The sequence below is a fragment of the Ornithinibacillus proteolyticus genome, from assembly GCF_039581225.1.
Lineage (GTDB): Bacteria > Bacillota > Bacilli > Bacillales > Amphibacillaceae > Ornithinibacillus > Ornithinibacillus massiliensis.
Genome location: NZ_JBCPXV010000024.1, coordinates 15387 through 35351 on the forward strand (window position 1 = coordinate 15387; position 19965 = coordinate 35351).

The 19965-nt window shown below is 38.5% G+C and carries 19 protein-coding genes; 18 read left to right on the forward strand and 1 reads right to left on the reverse strand.

Annotation, left to right across the window (positions count from 1 at the left end):
- Positions 1-113: 113 nt before the first annotated feature.
- Positions 114-389, reverse strand: a complete 276-nt coding sequence (locus AAIB49_RS12175; RefSeq protein WP_343458172.1) for an AbrB/MazE/SpoVT family DNA-binding domain-containing protein — start codon at positions 387-389, stop codon at positions 114-116.
- Positions 390-752: 363 nt separating this feature from the next.
- Between AAIB49_RS12175 and metG the strand changes: the two genes are divergently transcribed.
- The 18 genes from metG to mfd all read left to right on the forward strand — a co-directional run bounded on the left by metG (position 753) and on the right by mfd (position 19905).
- The gene (metG, locus tag AAIB49_RS12180; RefSeq protein ID WP_343458173.1) at positions 753-2705 is read left to right on the forward strand and encodes a methionine--tRNA ligase; all 1953 of its coding nucleotides are present in this window, start codon (positions 753-755) and stop codon (positions 2703-2705) included.
- A gap of 157 nt (positions 2706-2862) precedes the next feature.
- Positions 2863-3633, forward strand: a complete 771-nt coding sequence (locus AAIB49_RS12185; protein ID WP_339217579.1) for a TatD family hydrolase — start codon at positions 2863-2865, stop codon at positions 3631-3633.
- Between the two features lie 247 nt (positions 3634-3880).
- On the forward strand, positions 3881-5062 hold the full coding sequence (locus AAIB49_RS12190; protein WP_343458174.1) for a ubiquitin-like domain-containing protein: 1182 nt from the start codon (positions 3881-3883) through the stop codon (positions 5060-5062).
- Positions 5063-5262: 200 nt separating this feature from the next.
- On the forward strand, positions 5263-5829 hold the full coding sequence (gene rnmV / locus AAIB49_RS12195; protein WP_339217575.1) for a ribonuclease M5: 567 nt from the start codon (positions 5263-5265) through the stop codon (positions 5827-5829).
- On the forward strand, positions 5822-6709 hold the full coding sequence (rsmA, locus tag AAIB49_RS12200) for a 16S rRNA (adenine(1518)-N(6)/adenine(1519)-N(6))-dimethyltransferase RsmA (RefSeq protein WP_339217574.1): 888 nt from the start codon (positions 5822-5824) through the stop codon (positions 6707-6709). Before rnmV ends, rsmA begins: the two co-directional genes overlap by 8 nt.
- A 112-nt stretch (positions 6710-6821) precedes the next feature.
- Positions 6822-7712 (forward strand): sporulation peptidase YabG, encoded by an 891-nt coding sequence (gene yabG, locus AAIB49_RS12205; RefSeq protein WP_186871105.1) that lies wholly within the window; start codon positions 6822-6824, stop codon positions 7710-7712.
- Between the two features lie 422 nt (positions 7713-8134).
- Positions 8135-8401, forward strand: coding sequence for a biofilm formation stimulator Veg (gene veg, locus AAIB49_RS12210; protein WP_211740774.1), 267 nt, complete (start codon positions 8135-8137; stop codon positions 8399-8401).
- Between the two features lie 73 nt (positions 8402-8474).
- A complete protein-coding gene (locus AAIB49_RS12215) occupies positions 8475-8825 on the forward strand; it encodes an SCP2 sterol-binding domain-containing protein (protein WP_211740773.1) in 351 nt (116 codons plus the stop codon).
- Positions 8826-8930: 105 nt separating this feature from the next.
- On the forward strand, positions 8931-9104 hold the full coding sequence (locus tag AAIB49_RS12220) for a small, acid-soluble spore protein, alpha/beta type (protein WP_281413730.1): 174 nt from the start codon (positions 8931-8933) through the stop codon (positions 9102-9104).
- A gap of 106 nt (positions 9105-9210) precedes the next feature.
- Positions 9211-10062, forward strand: a complete 852-nt coding sequence (gene ispE / locus AAIB49_RS12225) for a 4-(cytidine 5'-diphospho)-2-C-methyl-D-erythritol kinase (RefSeq protein WP_186871109.1) — start codon at positions 9211-9213, stop codon at positions 10060-10062.
- Between the two features lie 67 nt (positions 10063-10129).
- Entirely contained in the window at positions 10130-10939 is an 810-nt protein-coding gene (gene purR / locus AAIB49_RS12230; protein ID WP_343458175.1) for a pur operon repressor, read from the forward strand.
- A gap of 221 nt (positions 10940-11160) precedes the next feature.
- The gene (gene spoVG / locus AAIB49_RS12235) at positions 11161-11448 is read left to right on the forward strand and encodes a septation regulator SpoVG (RefSeq protein WP_047986264.1); all 288 of its coding nucleotides are present in this window, start codon (positions 11161-11163) and stop codon (positions 11446-11448) included.
- Between the two features lie 281 nt (positions 11449-11729).
- Positions 11730-13115, forward strand: a complete 1386-nt coding sequence (glmU, locus tag AAIB49_RS12240; RefSeq protein ID WP_211740771.1) for a bifunctional UDP-N-acetylglucosamine diphosphorylase/glucosamine-1-phosphate N-acetyltransferase GlmU — start codon at positions 11730-11732, stop codon at positions 13113-13115.
- A gap of 15 nt (positions 13116-13130) precedes the next feature.
- Positions 13131-14081: a ribose-phosphate diphosphokinase gene (locus tag AAIB49_RS12245; protein WP_281413729.1), complete on the forward strand. Its 951-nt coding sequence runs from the start codon at positions 13131-13133 to the stop codon at positions 14079-14081.
- A gap of 129 nt (positions 14082-14210) precedes the next feature.
- Positions 14211-14834, forward strand: a complete 624-nt coding sequence (locus AAIB49_RS12250; protein ID WP_186871113.1) for a 50S ribosomal protein L25/general stress protein Ctc — start codon at positions 14211-14213, stop codon at positions 14832-14834.
- Between the two features lie 482 nt (positions 14835-15316).
- Entirely contained in the window at positions 15317-15880 is a 564-nt protein-coding gene (gene pth, locus AAIB49_RS12255) for an aminoacyl-tRNA hydrolase (RefSeq protein ID WP_343458176.1), read from the forward strand.
- A gap of 150 nt (positions 15881-16030) precedes the next feature.
- Positions 16031-16261, forward strand: a complete 231-nt coding sequence (gene fin, locus AAIB49_RS12260) for an anti-sigma-F factor Fin (protein ID WP_186871115.1) — start codon at positions 16031-16033, stop codon at positions 16259-16261.
- Positions 16262-16386: 125 nt separating this feature from the next.
- Positions 16387-19905 (forward strand): transcription-repair coupling factor, encoded by a 3519-nt coding sequence (gene mfd / locus AAIB49_RS12265; RefSeq protein ID WP_343458177.1) that lies wholly within the window; start codon positions 16387-16389, stop codon positions 19903-19905.
- Positions 19906-19965 lie beyond the last annotated feature (60 nt).

A 19965-nucleotide genomic window follows, 5' to 3' on the forward strand; every position in this document is an offset into this window, starting at 1 on the left:
TAATCGTAAGCACAACGAAAAAGCACCGTGCTACCGCTTGGATTTTATACGTTATCTTTTGAAAAAAGAGCTAGAACAGAATCTCCTGTTGTAGCTCTTTTTCATAAGTTGACCTATTTAAATCGGGATTGAATCTCTTCAATTAGAAGCTTTGCTCCCTCAGGGCCAAGAACGATTTTACCGTTAGCCAATGAAATATTTTCATCTGAAGATTCTCCCGTAATTTGGCACGCCATATTAGGTTGATATTTCTTTAAAATTACTTTGTCATTATCAACGTAAATTTCAAGTGGATCCTTGATGTTAATGTCTAATGTTCTACGTAGCTCAATAGGAATGACAACCCTTCCAAGCTCATCTACCTTTCTCACAATACCAGTAGATTTCATTAATATTCCCCTCCTCGAAATAAAAGCCATTTCGTCACTTTTCGACATATTTCTTTGCCTATATTATCAAACCTTTCCTGTTTCTGTCAAATGTGTTGACCTAATTATAGGAAAATTTTATGAATTAACATTCTTTTTTTCATACCCAGTCTAGCATAAACCTAAACCAGAACATACAAAAAAATTTATAAATATTCCATTTTGAGAGTAATTGTAAGCCATCTACAGCCTATTTGTCTAAAATTTGCTCTTAACGCTAATAATTCAAGGTATAGGTGATGATAACAAGTAAGAAAATATGGAAATCTATTGATAAAATCGATACAATAGAAGAATCTTAACAGGTTACGAGGAGGCTATTTGATGAGTGAACAAAAAACATTTTATATTACAACACCAATTTATTACCCAAGCGGTAAACTACATATAGGACATGCTTATTCCACTGTTGCTGGCGATGCTATTTCTCGTTACAAACGTATGCGTGGCTATGATGTTATGTATTTAACAGGTACAGATGAGCACGGACAAAAAATACAACGCAAAGCCGAGGAAAAAGGGGTAACCCCACAACAATATGTGGATGAAATTGTAAGTGGAATCCAAGACCTATGGAAAAAGCTTGAAATTACGAATGATGATTTTATTCGTACGACAGAAGAGCGTCATAAAAAGGTAGTTGCCAAGATTTTCGATCAATTAGTTAAACAAGGCGATATTTATTTAGACCAATATGAAGGCTGGTATTGTACTTCCGATGAATCCTTCTTTACAGAACGCCAATTAGTTGATGGGCACTGTCCAGATTGTGGTGGTAAGGTAGAGATGGTTAAAGAAGAATCCTATTTCTTCAAAATGAGTAAATATGTTGATCGTCTAGTGCAGTACTATGATGAACATCCTGAGTTTATCCAACCAGAGAGCCGTAAAAATGAAATGTTAAATAATTTCATTAAGCCAGGACTTGAGGATCTGGCAGTTTCGAGAACGACCTTTGATTGGGGAATTAAAGTACCAGGCGATCCGAAGCATGTCATTTACGTATGGATTGATGCACTAAGCAACTATATTACTGCTATTGGCTATGGTTCAGAAAATGAAGCGAAATTTAAGAAATACTGGCCAGCAGATGTCCATTTAATGAGTAAGGAAATTGTACGATTCCATACCATTTATTGGCCAATTATGTTAATGGCACTTGATTTACCACTTCCGAAGAAAGTATTCGCACATGGTTGGATTCTGATGAAGGACGGTAAGATGTCTAAATCAAAAGGGAATGTCGTTGATCCTGTAAGCTTGATTGACCGTTATGGTCTGGATGCATTACGTTATTATTTACTTCGTGAAGTACCATTTGGTTCAGATGGGGTATTTACACCTGAAGGCTTTGTCGAGCGTACGAACTTTGATTTAGCAAATGATTTAGGTAATCTATTAAATCGTACCGTAGCTATGATTGAAAAGTACTTTGATGGGGAGCTTCCAGAATATCGCCTGGCGGAAACAGAGGTCGATCAATCGCTAGAAGCGACGATAAAAGACACGATTCAACAAGTAGAAGAAGCATTAGAAGATATGCAGTTCTCTGTTGCACTATCCTCTATCTGGCAATTAATTAGTAGAACGAATAAATATATTGATGAGACAACACCATGGGTTCTAGCAAAGGATGAATCAAATAAAGCAAGACTTGGCAATGTGATGGCGCATTTAGCGGATTCCTTACGCATAGTTGCGGTTATGCTTCAGCCTTTCTTAACCAAATCGCCAGAAGAAATATTTAGACAGCTAGGCGTTCAAGATGATGCATTAAAAGAATGGGATAGTGTATATGAGCTAGGGCAAATTACGCCTGGTACAAAGGTTGTCAAGGGTGCACCATTATTCCCACGTCTTGAGGTGGAAGAAGAAGTAGCAGCCATTAAAGCAATGATGCAAGGCCCAGCAGTGGAGGAAGAAGAAGCAGAGCAAGAGGCAGATAAAAAAGCGGAAATTGTCTATGATGATTTCATGAAGCTTGATATGCGCGTAGCAGAGGTTATCCATGCCGAAAAAATGAAAAAAGCCGACAAACTATTAAAGCTGCAACTCGATTTAGGTAGCGAAAAACGTCAGGTTATTTCTGGTATTGCAAACTATTATTCACCAGAAGAAATGGTAGGAAAGAAAGTAATCTGTGTAACCAACCTAAAACCGGTTAAACTACGCGGTGAAATGTCAGAAGGTATGATTCTATCAGGAGAAGATGAACAAGGTAACCTATCACTAGCAACTGTAGAACAATCCCTACCAAACGGTTCGATTGTAAAGTAAGAAAAAAATGGTCTGTAGACCGTGATTCTAGTGAACAATAAGGAGTCTGGACACTAATCAATGGTATTCGGACTGATAATGAATCAAATAAAGGTCAGCAAACTACACGCCCCGAACGTGTAGCAGTCTGACCTTTTTTCATAGAAAGGACGATAACATGTTATTTGACACACATGTACATTTGAACGCTAGGCAATTTTTAGAAGACCGTGACGAGGTAATAAAACGTGCATTCGATACTGGTGTAACATACATGGTTGTAGTAGGTTTTGATAGCGAAACGATTCCACTAGCAATAGAAATAGCGGAGCAATATGACACTATTTATGCAGCAGTAGGCTGGCATCCAGTAGATGCTATCGACATGACCGACGAAGATTTGACATGGATTGAGGAATTATCACAACATCCGAAAGTAGTCGCGATTGGCGAAATGGGCTTAGACTATCATTGGGACAAGTCACCAAAGGACGTTCAAAAAGAAGTATTTCGTAAACAAATTCAATTAGCCAAAAAAGTGAAGATGCCAATCATTATTCATAACCGTGAAGCAACCGAAGATATTATTACGATCCTTCAAGAGGAGAATGCGAAAGAAATTGGCGGAATTATGCACTGTTATAATGACTCTGCCGAATATGTTCAAACATGCTTGGACATGAACTTCTATATATCACTTGGCGGTCCTGTAACATTCAAAAACGCACCAATGCCAAAAGAAGTTGCAGCTATGGTACCAATCGATCGTTTACTTATCGAAACAGATGCACCATTTCTTGCTCCACATCCCAATCGGGGAAAACGAAATGAACCTGCCTATGTAAAATTAGTAGCAGAAAAGATAGCGGAAATAAGACAAATTTCGCTAGAAGAATTAAGTGAAAAAACAACCGAAAATGCATGCTCCATTTTCAAAATCAAGAGGTAAATAGTTAAATGTAACTAGAAAAAACATATTTTTTTCATTTTTTTAGATAAAAAAGACTAGGGAAAATCTAGTCTTTTTTATTTTTGACAAAGTTAGAAATAGCAAGGGTTTAGCTGGGGTCAATGCTATTTGGACAACGAGCGGATATGGGTGTTGTAATAAAACTGTAAAACAACCGTAATCCTATAATCATTTACTTTTACATAACAGTGTCTATATAATCAATTCGAATAAGGAGGCAAGAAGCATGCGAATTGTTTCAAAGCTATTGCCGGCCTCGAAACGGATGCTGGTTATTTCAAGTATTGGTGTAATTGCACTTTTTGCATTTGGAAGTATGATACTATTTTACGCAACACAGAAAGAAGTAGTATTCGCTGAGAATGGAAAAGATAGAACAATAGCAACCCATGCCAATACAGTAGAAGAGCTACTAGAAGAAGTAGGGATTGAATTCGGAGAGCATGATGCACTATCACATGATTTAAGTGCAGAGATTGCAAACGGAATGAAAATAGAATATAAAAAAGCAAATAAAGTTATGGTTACAGTAGACGGCGAAGAACAAATGTATTATACAGTAGCCGACACAGTAGAAGAATTCTTAAATGAAAATAATCTTTCTATTGCTAAGCATGACGAATTATCCCATCCATTAGACGAAGTGATTAAAGATAACTTGGATCTTTCTGTCAAGAGAGCTTTTCAAGTGACGATTGATGATGGTGGGAAAGAAAAGAAGATTTGGACGACAGGTAGTTCTGTTCAGGAGTTGCTAAACGAAAGTAAGGTCACCTTATCAGAGTTTGATCAAGTAAAGCCAGCTCTAGATAAAACGATTACGAAGGATACGACAATCTCCATCGTTCGAGTTGAAAAGAAAGTGGAAGAAGTAACAGATATCGTTGCTTTCCAAACCGAAACACGTCAGGATAGTTCATTGGACAAAGGGCAAGAAAAAGTCATTTCGCCTGGTGAAGAGGGTGCCGTTGTTAAAACATATGAAGTGACATATGAAAACGGCAAAGAAGTAAGCCGGGATCTAGTAAGTGAAGAAGTGACAAAAGAAAGTCAAAACCGTATAGTCGCAATTGGAACGAAAGAGCCACAAAATCTTGTTACATTATCAGATGGCGGTGGCAAAGAAATTACGATGACTGCAAGTGCATTTACAGCAGAGTGTAATGGATGCTCAGGATATACCGCTACTGGGATTAACCTAAAGGATAATCCTAATTCAAAGGTTATTGCGGTTGATCCAAATGTCATCCCACTCGGTACTAGAGTATGGGTAGAAGGCTACGGAGAAGCAATTGCAGGAGATACAGGTGGTCATATCAAAGGGAACCGTATTGACATCCATGTCCCAACTAAAGCAGATGCCTATAATTGGGGTGTGAAAAAAGTAAAAGTAAAAATATTAGATTAATGTAAACCATGCTCCCGCCATGTTATAGTGGTAAGAGCATGGTTTTTTACTTACAGTCAGGAAAGTATAAAATATATCCCGTAAGCTTAAGAAACTAACATATTCGCTAATGAACGAGAGAAAGCGAAGTACCTTCAAACTGTAAAATACATGATTCTGCTAAGCATATGGGATATTTCGAATAAAGCGAGGAACATTCATTGAAAATAAAAGAAATAATAATCGTCGAAGGAAAAGACGACACGACGAAAATAAAACTAGCAGTCGATGCGGATACAATCGAAACAAACGGATCGGCTATTAACCAAAAAACCATTCAACAAATTAAGCACGCAAAAGAAAAACGCGGTGTGATTATTTTTACCGATCCAGATTATCCGGGAGAACGTATCCGCCATATTATTGACCAAGCTGTTCCAGGGTGTAAACACGCATTCCTAACGCAAGATAACGCCCGTGCGAAGCATCCTAATAACAAGAGCTTAGGAATTGAGCATGCATCCGTAGAGGCCATTAGAAAGGCATTAGCGGATGTCTATGAGCTAGCCGACATCGAACAAACAGATATTACGAAAGAAGATTTAATGAACTATCGGTTAATCGGAGGGCCTGGATCAAGCAAGCGACGGGAACGACTTGGTGAATTATTACAAGTTGGTCATACGAATGGAAAACAATTACTCAAACGCCTTACGATGTTTCAAATTTCAAAGGCACAGTTAGAAGAAGCGATGGAAAAGATAGAGCAGGAGGACATTCATGGATAAGAAATATATTGCCACACCAATAAAGACTAAAGAGATTTTACAAAAATATCACTTCACCTTTAAAAAGAGCCTCGGACAGAACTTCTTAATTGATGTGAATGTGCTCAAAAATATTATTGGCCATGCAGGAATCGATAAGACGGCAGGAACGATGGAAATTGGCCCGGGTATTGGCGCATTAACAGAACAACTAGCTATCCACTCAGATAAGGTCGTAGCTTTTGAAATTGATGGCCGTCTCTTACCGATTTTGGATGATACGCTATCCGACTATAATAATATTCGAATTGTACATCAAGATATTCTGAAAGCAAATGTGCATGACGTGATTAAAGAGAACTTTCAGGAGAATCAGCCTATCCATATCGTGGCTAATCTACCGTACTACATTACGACGCCAATCTTAATGAAGCTACTCCGGGAACGTTTACCTGTTGAAAGTATCACCGTTATGATCCAAAAGGAAGTAGCGGATCGAATGGCTGCACAGCCTAATACGAAAAGCTATGGCTCCTTAACCATAGCGATACAGTACTATACAGAGGCTAAGGTTGTAATGAATGTGCCGAAAACCGTATTCATGCCACAGCCAAATGTCGATTCTAGCATCTTGCAGCTTGTCACGCGAAGCAAGCCACCGGTAGAGGTGGAGGATGAGGATTACTTTTTCACACTTGTCCAAGCCTCATTCGCACAACGTAGAAAAACATTACGAAATAACCTCACTAGCCATTTCAAAGGAATATTGGATAAAGACGAGATTAATGAGCAGCTTGAAGCAATTGGAATTGATGGAACAAGACGTGGCGAATCACTGGATATGCAAGAATTTAGTATTTTAGCGAACGCTTTTTATAAGCTACAGCATCAAAATAGCTAGGTGTCCTTACGAGGGCACCTTTTTATATAGCTTTAAAGCACGTATAAGGCATCTTACTCATAGTCTATATAGGAGAATGCTTTCATGTACATGGAGGCTGTGAGGTGTATATATGGAGCGTAGAGTAGTAGGTGAACTAGTTACAAGGAAATCCTATCATCATGATTTGTTATTTCGGGTTTCATCCATCAAGCAGGATAAAGCAATCTTACATGGGGAAGATATACGTTTAGAAGCAGATGCACCACTAGAGGATTTAACTAAAGTTGAAGAACGAGATTTAGAAAAAAGAAGACAAAAGGGAAAAGAACAGGAAGAGTTTTCCTATCGGTTGTTTCGTCAGGATTATCAGTTGATGAAGGAAAAGCGTGATTATCAATCAACAGACGGTTATCAATATGCAGATTACTTTCAATTGCCAGCGAAAGTATTACATCTAGATGGAGATCAAAACTACCTGCGAAAATGTATTAGTCTCTATCAACGGTTAGGGTTACAAGTACATGGGGTTCATTTGAACGAAAAGGAAATGTCTTTTCATATTCAGACCCTAATTGAAAAGATCCAACCAGATATCATTGTCATTACCGGTCATGATTCCTTTTCAAAAAGCAAAGGGGCTAAACAGGATATACGAGCCTATCGCCATTCAAAATATTTTGCAGAAACCGTTAGAGAAGCAAGAAAGGTTGTTCCACACCTTGATCAATTAGTTATCTTTGCAGGGGCATGTCAGTCCCATTTCGAATCCTTAATTCGGGCCGGAGCGAATTTTGCAAGCTCTCCACACCGTATTAATATCCATGCATTAGATCCAGTTTATATCGCGGCTAAGATAGCCTATACACCTTTTATGGAAAAGGTGAGTGTATGGGATGCGCTACGTAATACGATGACAGGTGAAAAGGGGATGGGCGGAGTAGAGACAAAAGGATTGCTTCGTACTGGGTTACCCTATTTAACAGATGATGAGGAATCGAGCGAATCGATACCAATGGAATAAAGATAGAATCGAGGTTGGGACAAAACGAAAACAAAGGTAATAAAAAACAAACAATCACTACATTAGCCCCGGAAATATACGGAGACTCCTGTGGGAGGAAAGGGCACGGCTGAGACCCCGGAAGAGCTCTAGCTCTGAGGAGGCTCACCAGCCGCCCACTAACCGCAAGTATATTTTTTCGGGGCGGATTTGATGCGCTAACTTTCATGTTCGGTTTATCCGACGTTAGAGATAGTTTTGTCCCAGCATCTTTACGTTATATGCAAAAAAATATACATAATATGTCAACATTTTGTCATAATAATATCAATAAGTGGAATTTACTTGTTGACAGGAAAAAACGTATCTTGTTATAATATAATATTTTCTTTGACTTTTAAACAAGCATATGGTATAGTTAACTTACAGTGAGGTGGAGTGTATTGGCTAAAACATTAACCGAAATTAAGCAAGGTCTCGAGTGTCAAATTGGAAAGCGATTAACGTTAAAAGCTAATGGTGGCAGAAGGAAGACAATTGAAAGAACGGGAATTTTAGCAGAAACGTACCCTTCTGTATTTATCGTTGAACTTGATCAAGATGAGAATGCTTTCGAACGTGTTTCATACAGCTATGCAGACGTACTTACAGAAACAGTAGAATTAAACTTCAATGATGAACATACTAAAGCAATGTTTTTAGATCAGTAGCCCAATGGTTTACTGATCTTTATTTTTGTATATAATTATTAGACAATTTGAAAAAGTTTTCGGGAGGGGATGAATGGTGAGCTTAATCGAGAATGGTACGGTGCAGGAGATTTGGGAAGAGATTGAGATGAAATTACAGGAGAACCCAGATCCGTACGCTACAATAAAGGCTACATACGAAATTCACATTACCGATGAGGCAGTTAGTTATCAATTGAAATTTGAGAATGGGGAATTCTCTATTTTGCCAACGACTGCCTCGAACCCAGATTGTACACTAAAAATGAAAAACGCTATTTTTAGAAAATTTCTGGCGGGTAACTTAAATAGTATGACTGCTTTTATGACAGGAAAGTTAAAAGTGGATGGGAATATTGGGTTAGCTCTTAAGCTAGAGAGTTTGTTAAAGGAATATCAATTTTAGCAAGATTTTCCCTTGGTTTCCTAGATATAACTTGTCTAATCTAATGATTGCTACAAATAATAAACATGTCGTAACAGGTTATAACACGAAAGGGGTTGTTCTTCTTTGGGTAGACGTGGGATTATGTCAGACCAACTAAAAGAAGAAATTGCAAAAGAGTTAGGCTTTTACGACACGGTTCAAAAAGAAGGCTGGGGCGGTATTAAGGCAAGGGATGCCGGGAACATGGTAAAGCGAGCAATTGAAATAGCCGAGCAAAATTTACAGGGCAGATCATAATCGATCTGCTCTTTATATATGGACATAGAATCCGTAAATAGAACAAGTCGCAACCGATTTTAATATATGTTACAATTTCCATACATGAAAAAAGTAGGTGACGGAGATGACTCACTTTGAGAAAGCGCCTGCCAAAATCAATCTATCTCTTGATGTTTTGCGAAAACGTGAGGATGGTTATCATGATGTGGAAATGGTTATGACGACGGTTGATTTAGCAGATCGAATTGAGTTAAATACCTTGGAGGAAGATCGAATCGAAGTTTCTTTATGGAGTAGATATGTTCCAAACGATGAACGGAATTTAGCCTATAAGGCAGCTAAGGCATTTAAACAAAAATATAATATAAACAAAGGGGTACATATTAAAATTGAAAAGGTTATCCCAGTTTCTGCAGGGCTTGGCGGAGGCAGTACGGATGCTGCGGCTGTATTAAGAGGCTTGAACCGTTTATGGAATATGGACATTCCTATTGAGCAACTAGCAGAGCTTGGATCAACCTTGGGATCAGATATACCTTTTTGTGTCTATGGTTCAACGGGTATTGCTAAAGGCTTCGGGGAAATCATTGAACCACTGCCATCACCACCCCCGTTTTGGGTGGTATTAGCTAAGCCAGATATTGGTGTCTCAACACGAACGATTTTTCAACGTGTAAAAATGGACGAGATTATTCACCCTAATACCAATCAGGTAGTGGAAGCATTATATGAAAAGGACTTTAACAAGCTATGTCAGAATATCGGTAACTCACTAGAAGCTATCACCACCGCATTACATCCTGAGGTGCTACGTATTAAAGAAAAGATGCTCCAAGCGGGTGCGTCCGGTGTATTAATGAGCGGTAGTGGTCCTACAGTATATGGCTTAGTAGAACAACAAAGTAAAGCACAACGAATCTATAATGGAATGAAGGGCTTTTGCCAGGAAGTGTATTTAGTTCGATTAATCGGCTGAGGTGCTTGCTAAATGCGTATGATGGTGGTATATTTATATGAAATAATTCGGTTTTAGAGGTGAAATCATGAAAAGAAGTGGGAGATTAGTTGCAATAACAAACTATTTTCTAGAAAATCCGAGAGTTCATAAAAATCTGCCATCATTTGCAGAAAAGTATAAAGCCGCAAAAGCATCCATCAGTGAAGACCTAGACATCATTGATCAAATGTTTCGAGCGGAAGGATTAGGACATTTAAAGCGCATAGCAGGATCAGCTGGAGGCGTCATGTATATTCCAGAGTCCCCTATGGAAAAGGGAATGGTATTTGTTGATCAGTTATGTGAACGACTGAAAGATCCAGATCGAATATTACCCGGTGGTTATCTTTATATGAGTGATTTATTAGGAGAACCTCACACAGTTCGTGAAATAGGGAGAATTTTTGCTTCTAACTTCTCCAAACTAGATATCGATGTTGTCGTAACGGTCGCAACCAAAGGTATCCCACTTGCATATGCGGTAGCTTCATTCTTGAATGTTCCTGTTGTTATTGTGCGAAGAGATCCTAAGGTAACAGAAGGCTCTTCAGTAAGCATTAACTATGTTTCTGGCTCTTCCAGAAAAATTCAAACAATGGTCTTACCGAAGCGTAGCTTGGAAGAAGGGTCTAATGTATGCATTATTGATGACTTTATGAAAGCAGGCGGAACGATTAACGGTATGGTAAGTCTATTAAAAGAGTTTAACACGAATGTGAAGGCAATTGGAGTTCTGGCTGAAGCGGATGATGAAGAGGAAGAACGAGTTGTGAATGATTATATGTCACTAGTAAAAATATCGAATGTTGATATTAAAGAAAACTTCATTTCTGTACAGCGTGGTAATTTTATATAGGGTAAAGAAGACTTTTCCTAGTTAGGGAGGTCTTTTTTTAATGGTGTGAATCAGCTAAATGTAGCTTTCGAGTATAGGCTTCTTTTCTACGAGACCTAGTAAAACCCCTAATTTTTTACTTTTTGTGTAAATTATTAAACTTTTTTCAAATATAAGCAGGAATTTTTAATTTTTTGTAGAATTTAATAACTAACTCAAAGAGGAAAAGGTGGTGAATCAGCATGGAAGTAACTGACGTAAGATTACGCCGTGTCAATACGGAAGGTAGAATGCGTGCTATCGCATCTATTACGTTAGATCAGGAATTTGTAGTTCATGATATCCGAGTAATTGATGGGAATAATGGACTATTTGTAGCAATGCCATCTAAACGCACTCCTGATGGTGAATTCAGAGATATCGCACATCCGATTAACTCTAATACGAGAGCAAAGATCCAAGATGCCGTATTAGAAGAATATCGCCGTGCAGGTGAAGAAGTGGAATTTGAGGAAGCAGGAGCTTCCTAGAAATGAAACCCTTTTCAACAAGAGGTCTAATCTCCAAAGGATTAGCCTTCTTTTTTTGTTCCCCAACGAATAATTCCTCAGGACGTACTAGTCAGGCTCATCCTCCTGTGTAAGGGTTATCCATCGAATACATCTCTTTTTTGATTTACAACGAGTCAAAATAGTCCCTCTGGTTCGCTTTCAATTGGTTGAAATTAGCCTTTTTTTAGGATATAGTCAAAATGGATATTTATTAGAAGCATTGATGAAAACATCGATTATAGATATTGGAGGCTACCCTCATGAAGAAGCGTTATGCAATTATACTTGCAGCAGGACAAGGTACGAGAATGAAATCCAAGCTATATAAAGTACTTCATCCCGTATTAGGTAAGCCTATGGTACAGCATGTGCTGGAACAAGTAAAGGCAGTAGGATTAGAGGAAGTTGTAACCGTTGTTGGATTTGGTTCAGATAAAGTGAAAGAACATCTCGGCAATGATTCAAAGTTTGCTTTACAAGAAGAGCAGCTAGGTACTGGACATGCTGTGATGCAAGCGGAAGAATTATTGAAGGATAAAGAAGGTACTACCATCGTTGTATGTGGAGATACCCCATTAATTACGAAGGAAACCTTTGAGCAGTTATTTGAACATCATGAAAAAGAAGGCTCGAAGGCTACGATTCTAACCGCTAAAGCCCCTAACCCATTTGGATATGGGAGAGTAATCCGTAATGACCAAAATGAAGTGGAACGAATTGTAGAGCATAAGGATGCAAGTCCAGAGGAACTACAGGTCGATGAAATTAATACAGGAACGTTTTGCTTTGATAATAAAGCATTATTTGACGCATTAAAAGACGTCTCAAATGATAATTCCCAAGGTGAATATTATTTAACAGATGTAATTGAAATCCTTAAGAAAAAGTCGGAAAAAGTAAGTGCTTATATGATGCCTAACTTTGATGAAACACTAGGTGTCAATGATCGTGTTGCGTTAGCACAAGCTGAAAAAACGATGAAACGTCGTATTAATGAATATCATATGCGCAATGGCGTGTCTATCATTGATCCGGAGAATACATATATTCAGTCGGATGTTGTGATTGAATCCGATGTTGTGATTTACCCAGGAACCATGATAGGTGGTAAATCCATCATACGGGAGAATGCTATTATTGGTCCTAATAGTGAAATTCACAACTGTGAAGTAGGTGAAGGTACAGTAATTAAGCAAAGTGTGGCAACAGACAGTAAAATTGGCGCACGGGTAAATATTGGTCCTTTTGCTCATATTAGACCGGATGCTAATATAGGTGATGGAGCAAAAATTGGTAACTTTGTCGAAATTAAAAAAGCCGAATTAGGTGAAGGAAGCAAAGTATCCCATTTGAGCTATATTGGTGATGCAAAAGTCGGAAGTAATGTTAATATTGGTTGTGGTACAATTACAGTAAACTATGATGGCAAAAATAAGTATTTAACGACTATCGAAGATGATGCATTTATTGGCTGTAATTCGAATCTAATTGCCCCAGTAACCATTGGCAAAGGATCTTATGTTGCTGCAGGCTCGACCATCACAAAGGATGTTCCTTCAGATGCATTGTCTGTTGCTCGAGCAAGACAATCAAATAAAGAAGGATATGCATCACGATTAAAGAACAGATTGAAAGAAAATAAATAACGGAGGGGTATCTTCATGTCTCAATACCAGAACTCAAATATGAAAGTTTTTTCACTTAATTCAAACCGGAAGCTTGCAGAGGAAATTGCAGAGCATATCGGCATTTCTTTAGGAAAATGTACGGTAACATCGTTTAGTGATGGCGAAATTCAAATTAACATCGAGGAAAGTGTTCGTGGATGTGATGTTTATGTTGTGCAATCAACAAGTTCACCAGTAAACCAACATCTAATGGAATTACTTATTATGCTAGATGCACTAAAACGTGCTTCTGCTAAAACGGTTAATGTGGTAATGCCTTACTATGGTTACGCAAGACAAGATCGTAAAGCACGTGCAAGAGAGCCAATCACGGCTAAGCTAATTGCGGATTTAATCGAAACTGCAGGAGCTGATCGTGTTATTACACTTGATTTACACGCACCTCAAATTCAAGGCTTCTTTGATAGCCCAATTGACCACTTACAAGGTGTACCATTACTATCCGATTATTTTGAAGCAAAAGACATTGATGATATTATTGTCGTTTCACCAGATCATGGTGGTGTAACAAGAGCAAGAAAAATGGCTGACCGTCTTAAAGCACCAATCGGTATTATTGATAAAAGAAGACCACGTCCAAATGTTGCCGAGGTTATGAACATTATCGGAAATATTGAAGGAAAAACAGCTATTTTAATTGATGATATCATTGATACGGCTGGTACCATTACATTAGCTGCTAATGCCTTAATTGAACAAGGGGCAAAAGAAGTGTATGCATGCTGTACACATCCGGTATTATCTGGTCCAGCAATTGAACGTATTCAAAACTCACAAATTAAAGAATTGGTTATTACAAATTCCATTCCATTACCGGAAGAGAAGAATATAGAGAACATTACCCAATTGTCTGTTGCACCTCTTATCGGGGAAGCAATTATCCGTGTACATGAGGAACAATCCGTTAGTATTTTGTTTGATTAATGTTTAAGCGAATAGTTTTAAGGGGAATATACTATATTAGATAAATGATTTAGCTCTACAACCTGCATATACGAGAAAGTTGTCAGTACTAGATGATATACTAGTTTTTCGAGTGGAAGGATGATATGGATGTCAGTAACCTTAAATGCTATGAAACGAGAAGATCATACAAAGTCGACAACAAAACAACTGAGAGAAAATGGACAAGTTCCTGCAGTTGTTTATGGGAAAGAGAATGGCTCTAAATCAATTTCTGTAGATAGTATAACCTTACTTAAAACCGTTCGAGATGAAGGGAAAAATGCTGTCATATCACTGCAAATCCAAGGGGAATCACCTTTGGATGTTATGCTACATGATTATCAAACAGATAAAATAACGGATGATCTCTTACATGCAGACTTTTATGTGGTGAATATGTCACAGGAATTGGAGACAACTGTACCAGTTCGTGTGGTTGGAGAACCAGAGAACGGTGTCGTACAACAACCGCTATACGAAGTAAATGTACGAGCAACTCCAAACCATATTCCGAACGAAATTACAGTAGACATCTCGAATAAAAGTATCGGCGATATTGTCACAGTAGCGGAGATTGGAGAATCATCGACCTATCAAGTAACGGATGATCCAGAGACAGTAGTTGCAAGTGTACTTGCCCCTACGACAAATGCCGATATGGAAGGTCAAGAGGAAACAGGTGAAGAACCAGAATTCACTGGAGAAGCACAATCAGAAGCTAACGAAGAATAACATCCAATTCATATGAAAACTATACAAAACAACGAGGCTGGGACAAAACTAAAACAAAGGTAATAAAAAACGAACTATCACCACATTAGCCCCGGAAATATACGGAGACTCCTGTGGGAGGAAAGGGCACTGCCTGAGACCCCGGAAGAGCTTTAGCTCTGAGGAGGCTCACCAGCCGCCCGACGGTAAAGTAGACACTGCGATGGTCTTTTCGAGCAGATGTCACCCCTGTACAGGAAGTAACCGCAAGTATATTTCCGGGGCGGGTCTGATGCGCTAACTGTCATGTTCGGTTTATCCTATGTTAGAAATAGTTTTGTCCCAGCCTCGATTGTTGTATTTGTTATGAAAGAGAGCCTACATGGGATGAAGGTTTTACGTTAGCGCATCCTAACGGTAAATAACTGTATGGTTAAGTAGGTGTTCAAAAGACACTACGAGCCTGTATAGATAGATTAAATACTAAAAAAGGAAGAAATAATATGAAATGTATTGTCGGTTTAGGAAACCCGGGGAAGAAATATCAAAATACTCGGCATAATATCGGTTTTATGGTGATAGATGAATTAGTGGCACGTCATAACCTAGATCTTAACAAGACGAAATTTAAAGGGCTTTACACGATTACAACCTTGAAAGGGGAAAAGGTGTTACTGCTTGAACCACAAACCTATATGAACCTTTCAGGAGAATCACTTCGGCCGTTAATGGAATACTATGATATTGAGTTAGAAGACGTCCTCGTAATCTATGATGATTTAGACTTACCAACTGGAAAAATCCGATTACGACAAAAAGGTGGTCACGGCGGTCATAATGGCATCCGCTCCATTATTGATCAACTGGGCACGAAAGATTTTAAACGAATCAGATTAGGCGTAGGTCGCCCGGTATCACCAATACCAGTAGTTGATTATGTACTAGGTGCATTTCCAAAAGAGGAAGAGGCACTAGTAAAAGAAAGCATTACCAATGCAGCTAATGCATGTGAAAAATGGTTGGAGCAATCGTTTGAAGAAGTTATGAATGAATTTAATGCTCTCTGAGTAAGATAAATAAAGTGAAATCATGTTCAAGGAAAAGTTAGCTTCTAGAACGTGTAACACATAAGGGATAATTTTGTTCTACTCGTATAAAATATCTCTTTTCGGATAAACCTATTAACTAATCATGTGTTTATTCGAGGAGGTACTTCTATGGCTATTGTCTATACTTGTAGACATTGTGGGCTAAAACTCGGTGAAATAAAAGAACAAGTTGTCGATACTACCGTGTTAGGTTGGAATAAGCTAACAGATGAGGAAAAAAGAGAAATGATCCAGTATAAAGAGAACGGAGATGTTCAAATTCATGCAATTTGTGAGAATTGCCAAGAATCGTTAGGACATCATCCAGAATATCATGAATTAGATTATTTTATCCAATAGCATATAGAGTGCAAAGCTTTGGTTCTTAACCAAGGCATTTTTGCGCTTTATTTAGTAGATTTTTAAATGCTATTAATTTAGTAAGATATCGTGCTTGAAGGGGAAGTCATAATGGGGGTTTTGATGTGAAGGCTTTTAATCAATATTTACAATCACAAAAGGATGTACAATCTATTATAGATGGCGTAGAAGGTGGCTTGAAGGAACAGTTAGTTGCTGGTTTATCTGGTTCTGCTAGAAGTATGCTAGTATCAGCTGTTGAGGCATCGCTCCATCGCCCAATACTGCTTATTACCTATCAATTGGTACAGGCACAACAATTATATGATGATTTAACTGCTTTTTTAGATGAGGACCAGGTACACTTATATCCAGTAAATGAATTAATAGCAACGGAAATTGCAATCGCAAGTCCAGAGCTACGCAGCAGCAGAATTGAAGCATTGACGAAGTGGTCTAACCAAAAATCAGGTGTATTAATTGTGCCTGTAGCTGCCTTAAAACGGATTTTACCCCCAATAGAATATTGGAGTAAGTATCAATTATTATTTAGAGAAGGAGAAGAAATTACCATCGACTCCTATCTTAGCTCTTTAGTCGATATGGGATACGAACATGCCTCCATGGTAACAGCACCTGGTGAGTTCAGTAGACGTGGCGGAATTATTGATGTGTATCCAGTAACAGAGCCACACCCAATCCGAATCGAACTATTTGATGAAGAAGTGGATTCGATTCGATATTTTGATGCAGATTCACAGCGTTCTATGGACCGCTTACAGGAGGTAACCGTAGGACCAGCAACCGAATTACTTGTAACAAGTGAAGACATCCTTCGTGGTGCAGAGCGATTAGAGGATGCCTTTTCCAAAACGCTAACAAAGATCACGACTAAAGAAGGAAAGGAAGCATTAGTAGATGCCATTGAAGGGGATATTGAACGATTAAAAAATCTCGAGCATTATCCTGAAATGCATAAGTATATCGGTTACTTCTATGATCGTCCTGCTAGTTTATTAGATTATTTACCGCATAATGGTTTAATCATACTCGATGAAATGAGTAGAATTCAGGAGACAGCGACCAATTTAGACCATGAGGAAGCAGAATGGTACAGTAGTTTATTGGAAGCAAATAAGATGGTTATGGATAGTAAGTTTTCGTTTGATTGGCATACCATTTGGGGCAGGATGAATGCAACACGTATTTACATGTCTGTGTTCCTACGGCATATTCCAAACACAAACCCGCAAAACATTGTCAATCTTTCATCGAGAGCGATGCAAGATTTTCACGGGCAAATGCATTTATTTAAAAATGAGTTAAAGCGGTGGGAAAAGGGTGATTACTCCGTTGTTGTAATTGTGCCAAATAAAAATCGGGCTGAAAAGGTCCAATCCATTTTGGATGATTACGACATTGAAGCAGCGATTTCAGATCACATACAGTTACCGGTGGAAATGCCTACTATCATCGTTGGGAATATAACAAGTGGTATTGAGTTACCAATGCATAAGCTCGCTGTCATTACAGAGAATGAGCTCTTTAAGAAACAGACGAAGCGCTCTAGGAAGAAACAAAATATCTCTAATGCAGAACGTATCCAGAACTACCAAGAACTTAAGGTAGGCGATTATGTCGTTCATACGAACCACGGAATTGGCCGTTATTTAGGGATTGAAACGTTAGAATTACAAGGTAAGCATAAGGATTATATGCTAATTAAATACTCTGGTGATGATAAGCTATTCGTTCCAATTGAGCAGATTGATTTAGTGAAGAAATATGTCGGTTCAGAAGGAAAAGAACCGAAGCTATATAAATTAGGTGGCAGTGATTGGACAAAAGTAAAACGAAAAGTACAGTCCTCTGTAGAGGATATTGCTGATGATCTAATAAAGCTTTATGCAGAAAGAGAATCTCGCAAAGGATATGCTTTTTCACCAGATGGAGAAATGCAACGTGAGTTTGAGGCATCCTTCCCGTACCAAGAAACAGAGGATCAATTACGTTGTATTGAAGAAATCAAACAAGACATGGAAAAAGAAAGACCAATGGATCGACTGCTTTGTGGAGATGTAGGTTATGGGAAAACCGAGGTTGCTATTCGTGCTGCCTTTAAAGCGGTCTCAGACGGTAAGCAAGTAGCGATTCTAGTACCGACCACGATCTTAGCACAACAGCATTATGAAACGATTCGTGAAAGATTCCAGGACTACCCAATTAACATTGGATTATTAAGTAGATTTAGAACACCGAAGCAACAAAAGGAGACGATTGAGGGCTTAAAACGTGGCGTAGTGGATGTCGTAATCGGAACACATCGCCTTCTTTCCAAAGATGTTGTCTATCATGACCTAGGGTTATTAATTGTCGATGAAGAGCAACGTTTTGGCGTGAAGCACAAAGAGAAAGTAAAACAGATGAAGACGAATATTGATGTGTTAACCTTAACCGCAACCCCAATACCGCGTACCCTTCATATGTCCATGCTAGGGGTTCGTGATTTGTCTGTTATCGAAACACCACCAGAAAACCGCTTTCCAATCCAAACCTATGTCATGGAATATAATCCGGTGCTAATTCGAGAAGCGATTGAAAGAGAGATGGCTCGTAATGGTCAAGTATTTTTCTTGTACAATCGTGTAGAGAACATTGATAAGATGGCTCGCGATATTGGCATGTTAGTTCCAGAGGCTCGCGTTACCTTTGCTCATGGTCAAATGAATGAGACCGAGCTAGAGAACGTGATGTTTGGATTTTTAGAAGGGGAATTTGATGTTCTTGTCAGCACAACCATTATTGAAACTGGTGTTGACATACCGAACGTGAATACGTTAATTGTCTATGATGCTGATCGCATGGGGCTTAGTCAGCTCTACCAGCTAAGAGGAAGGGTAGGACGCTCTAATCGCGTGGCCTATGCATACTTCACTTATAAGAAAGACAAAGTTCTCAATGAAGTGGCGGAGAAGCGACTACAAGCTATAAAAGAATTTACTGAACTAGGCTCAGGCTTCAAGATTGCCATGCGTGATTTATCGATACGTGGTGCAGGGAATTTACTCGGATCCCAGCAGCATGGATTTATTGATTCTGTCGGATTTGATATGTATAACCAAATGCTAACGGAAGCAATCGAGGCAAGAAAACAAGGGAAAGAAATTGAGGATGTTAAGCCATTTGATCCAGAATTAAACTTGTCAATCGATGCGTATATTCCGGATACCTATATTGAAGATGAAAGACAGAAAATCGATATGTATAAACAGTTCCAGACCATATCGTCAAAAGAAGACATACAAGATTTACAGGACGAGTTACTCGATCGTTTTGGTGAATTTCCTACTGAGGTGGAAAATCTATTTATTGTTTCAGAGCTCAGATGGTTAGCTAAACGAGAGCGAATCGAATCCATTACGGAGAAAAGCAATAAAATTGAATTACTTGTATCGGACGAGAGAAGCAAGCTAGTAGATGGTGCGAAAGTATTTGAACTGGCGAATGAATATGGGAGAGAAATTTTATTAGGAACCGAGCAAACGAAACTAAAGGTTATTTATCGTTTCTCAAGAGATTCCTCCTTCACTCGATACGATACAATAAAAGATTTTATTGGTAAAATGGATAAAATTAATCGCTAAGTACAATAAATGGTATTTCATGTATAGTTCTTCCAAGATGATTCATACTACTAAAACACA

Bases quoted from the DNA above. Each gene is read 5' to 3' on its own strand.
- AAIB49_RS12175 (WP_343458172.1), bottom strand. From the start codon at position 389: ATGAAATCTACTGGTATTGTGAGAAAGGTAGATGAGCTTGGAAGGGTT.
- metG (WP_343458173.1), top strand. From the start codon at position 753: ATGAGTGAACAAAAAACATTTTATATTACAACACCAATTTATTACCCA.
- AAIB49_RS12185 (WP_339217579.1), top strand. From the start codon at position 2,863: ATGTTATTTGACACACATGTACATTTGAACGCTAGGCAATTTTTAGAA.
- AAIB49_RS12190 (WP_343458174.1), top strand. From the start codon at position 3,881: ATGCGAATTGTTTCAAAGCTATTGCCGGCCTCGAAACGGATGCTGGTT.
- rsmA (WP_339217574.1), top strand. From the start codon at position 5,822: ATGGATAAGAAATATATTGCCACACCAATAAAGACTAAAGAGATTTTA.
- yabG (WP_186871105.1), top strand. From the start codon at position 6,822: ATGGAGCGTAGAGTAGTAGGTGAACTAGTTACAAGGAAATCCTATCAT.
- AAIB49_RS12215 (WP_211740773.1), top strand. From the start codon at position 8,475: ATGGTGAGCTTAATCGAGAATGGTACGGTGCAGGAGATTTGGGAAGAG.
- ispE (WP_186871109.1), top strand. From the start codon at position 9,211: ATGACTCACTTTGAGAAAGCGCCTGCCAAAATCAATCTATCTCTTGAT.
- purR (WP_343458175.1), top strand. From the start codon at position 10,130: ATGAAAAGAAGTGGGAGATTAGTTGCAATAACAAACTATTTTCTAGAA.
- spoVG (WP_047986264.1), top strand. From the start codon at position 11,161: ATGGAAGTAACTGACGTAAGATTACGCCGTGTCAATACGGAAGGTAGA.
- glmU (WP_211740771.1), top strand. From the start codon at position 11,730: ATGAAGAAGCGTTATGCAATTATACTTGCAGCAGGACAAGGTACGAGA.
- AAIB49_RS12245 (WP_281413729.1), top strand. From the start codon at position 13,131: ATGTCTCAATACCAGAACTCAAATATGAAAGTTTTTTCACTTAATTCA.
- AAIB49_RS12250 (WP_186871113.1), top strand. From the start codon at position 14,211: ATGTCAGTAACCTTAAATGCTATGAAACGAGAAGATCATACAAAGTCG.
- pth (WP_343458176.1), top strand. From the start codon at position 15,317: ATGAAATGTATTGTCGGTTTAGGAAACCCGGGGAAGAAATATCAAAAT.
- fin (WP_186871115.1), top strand. From the start codon at position 16,031: ATGGCTATTGTCTATACTTGTAGACATTGTGGGCTAAAACTCGGTGAA.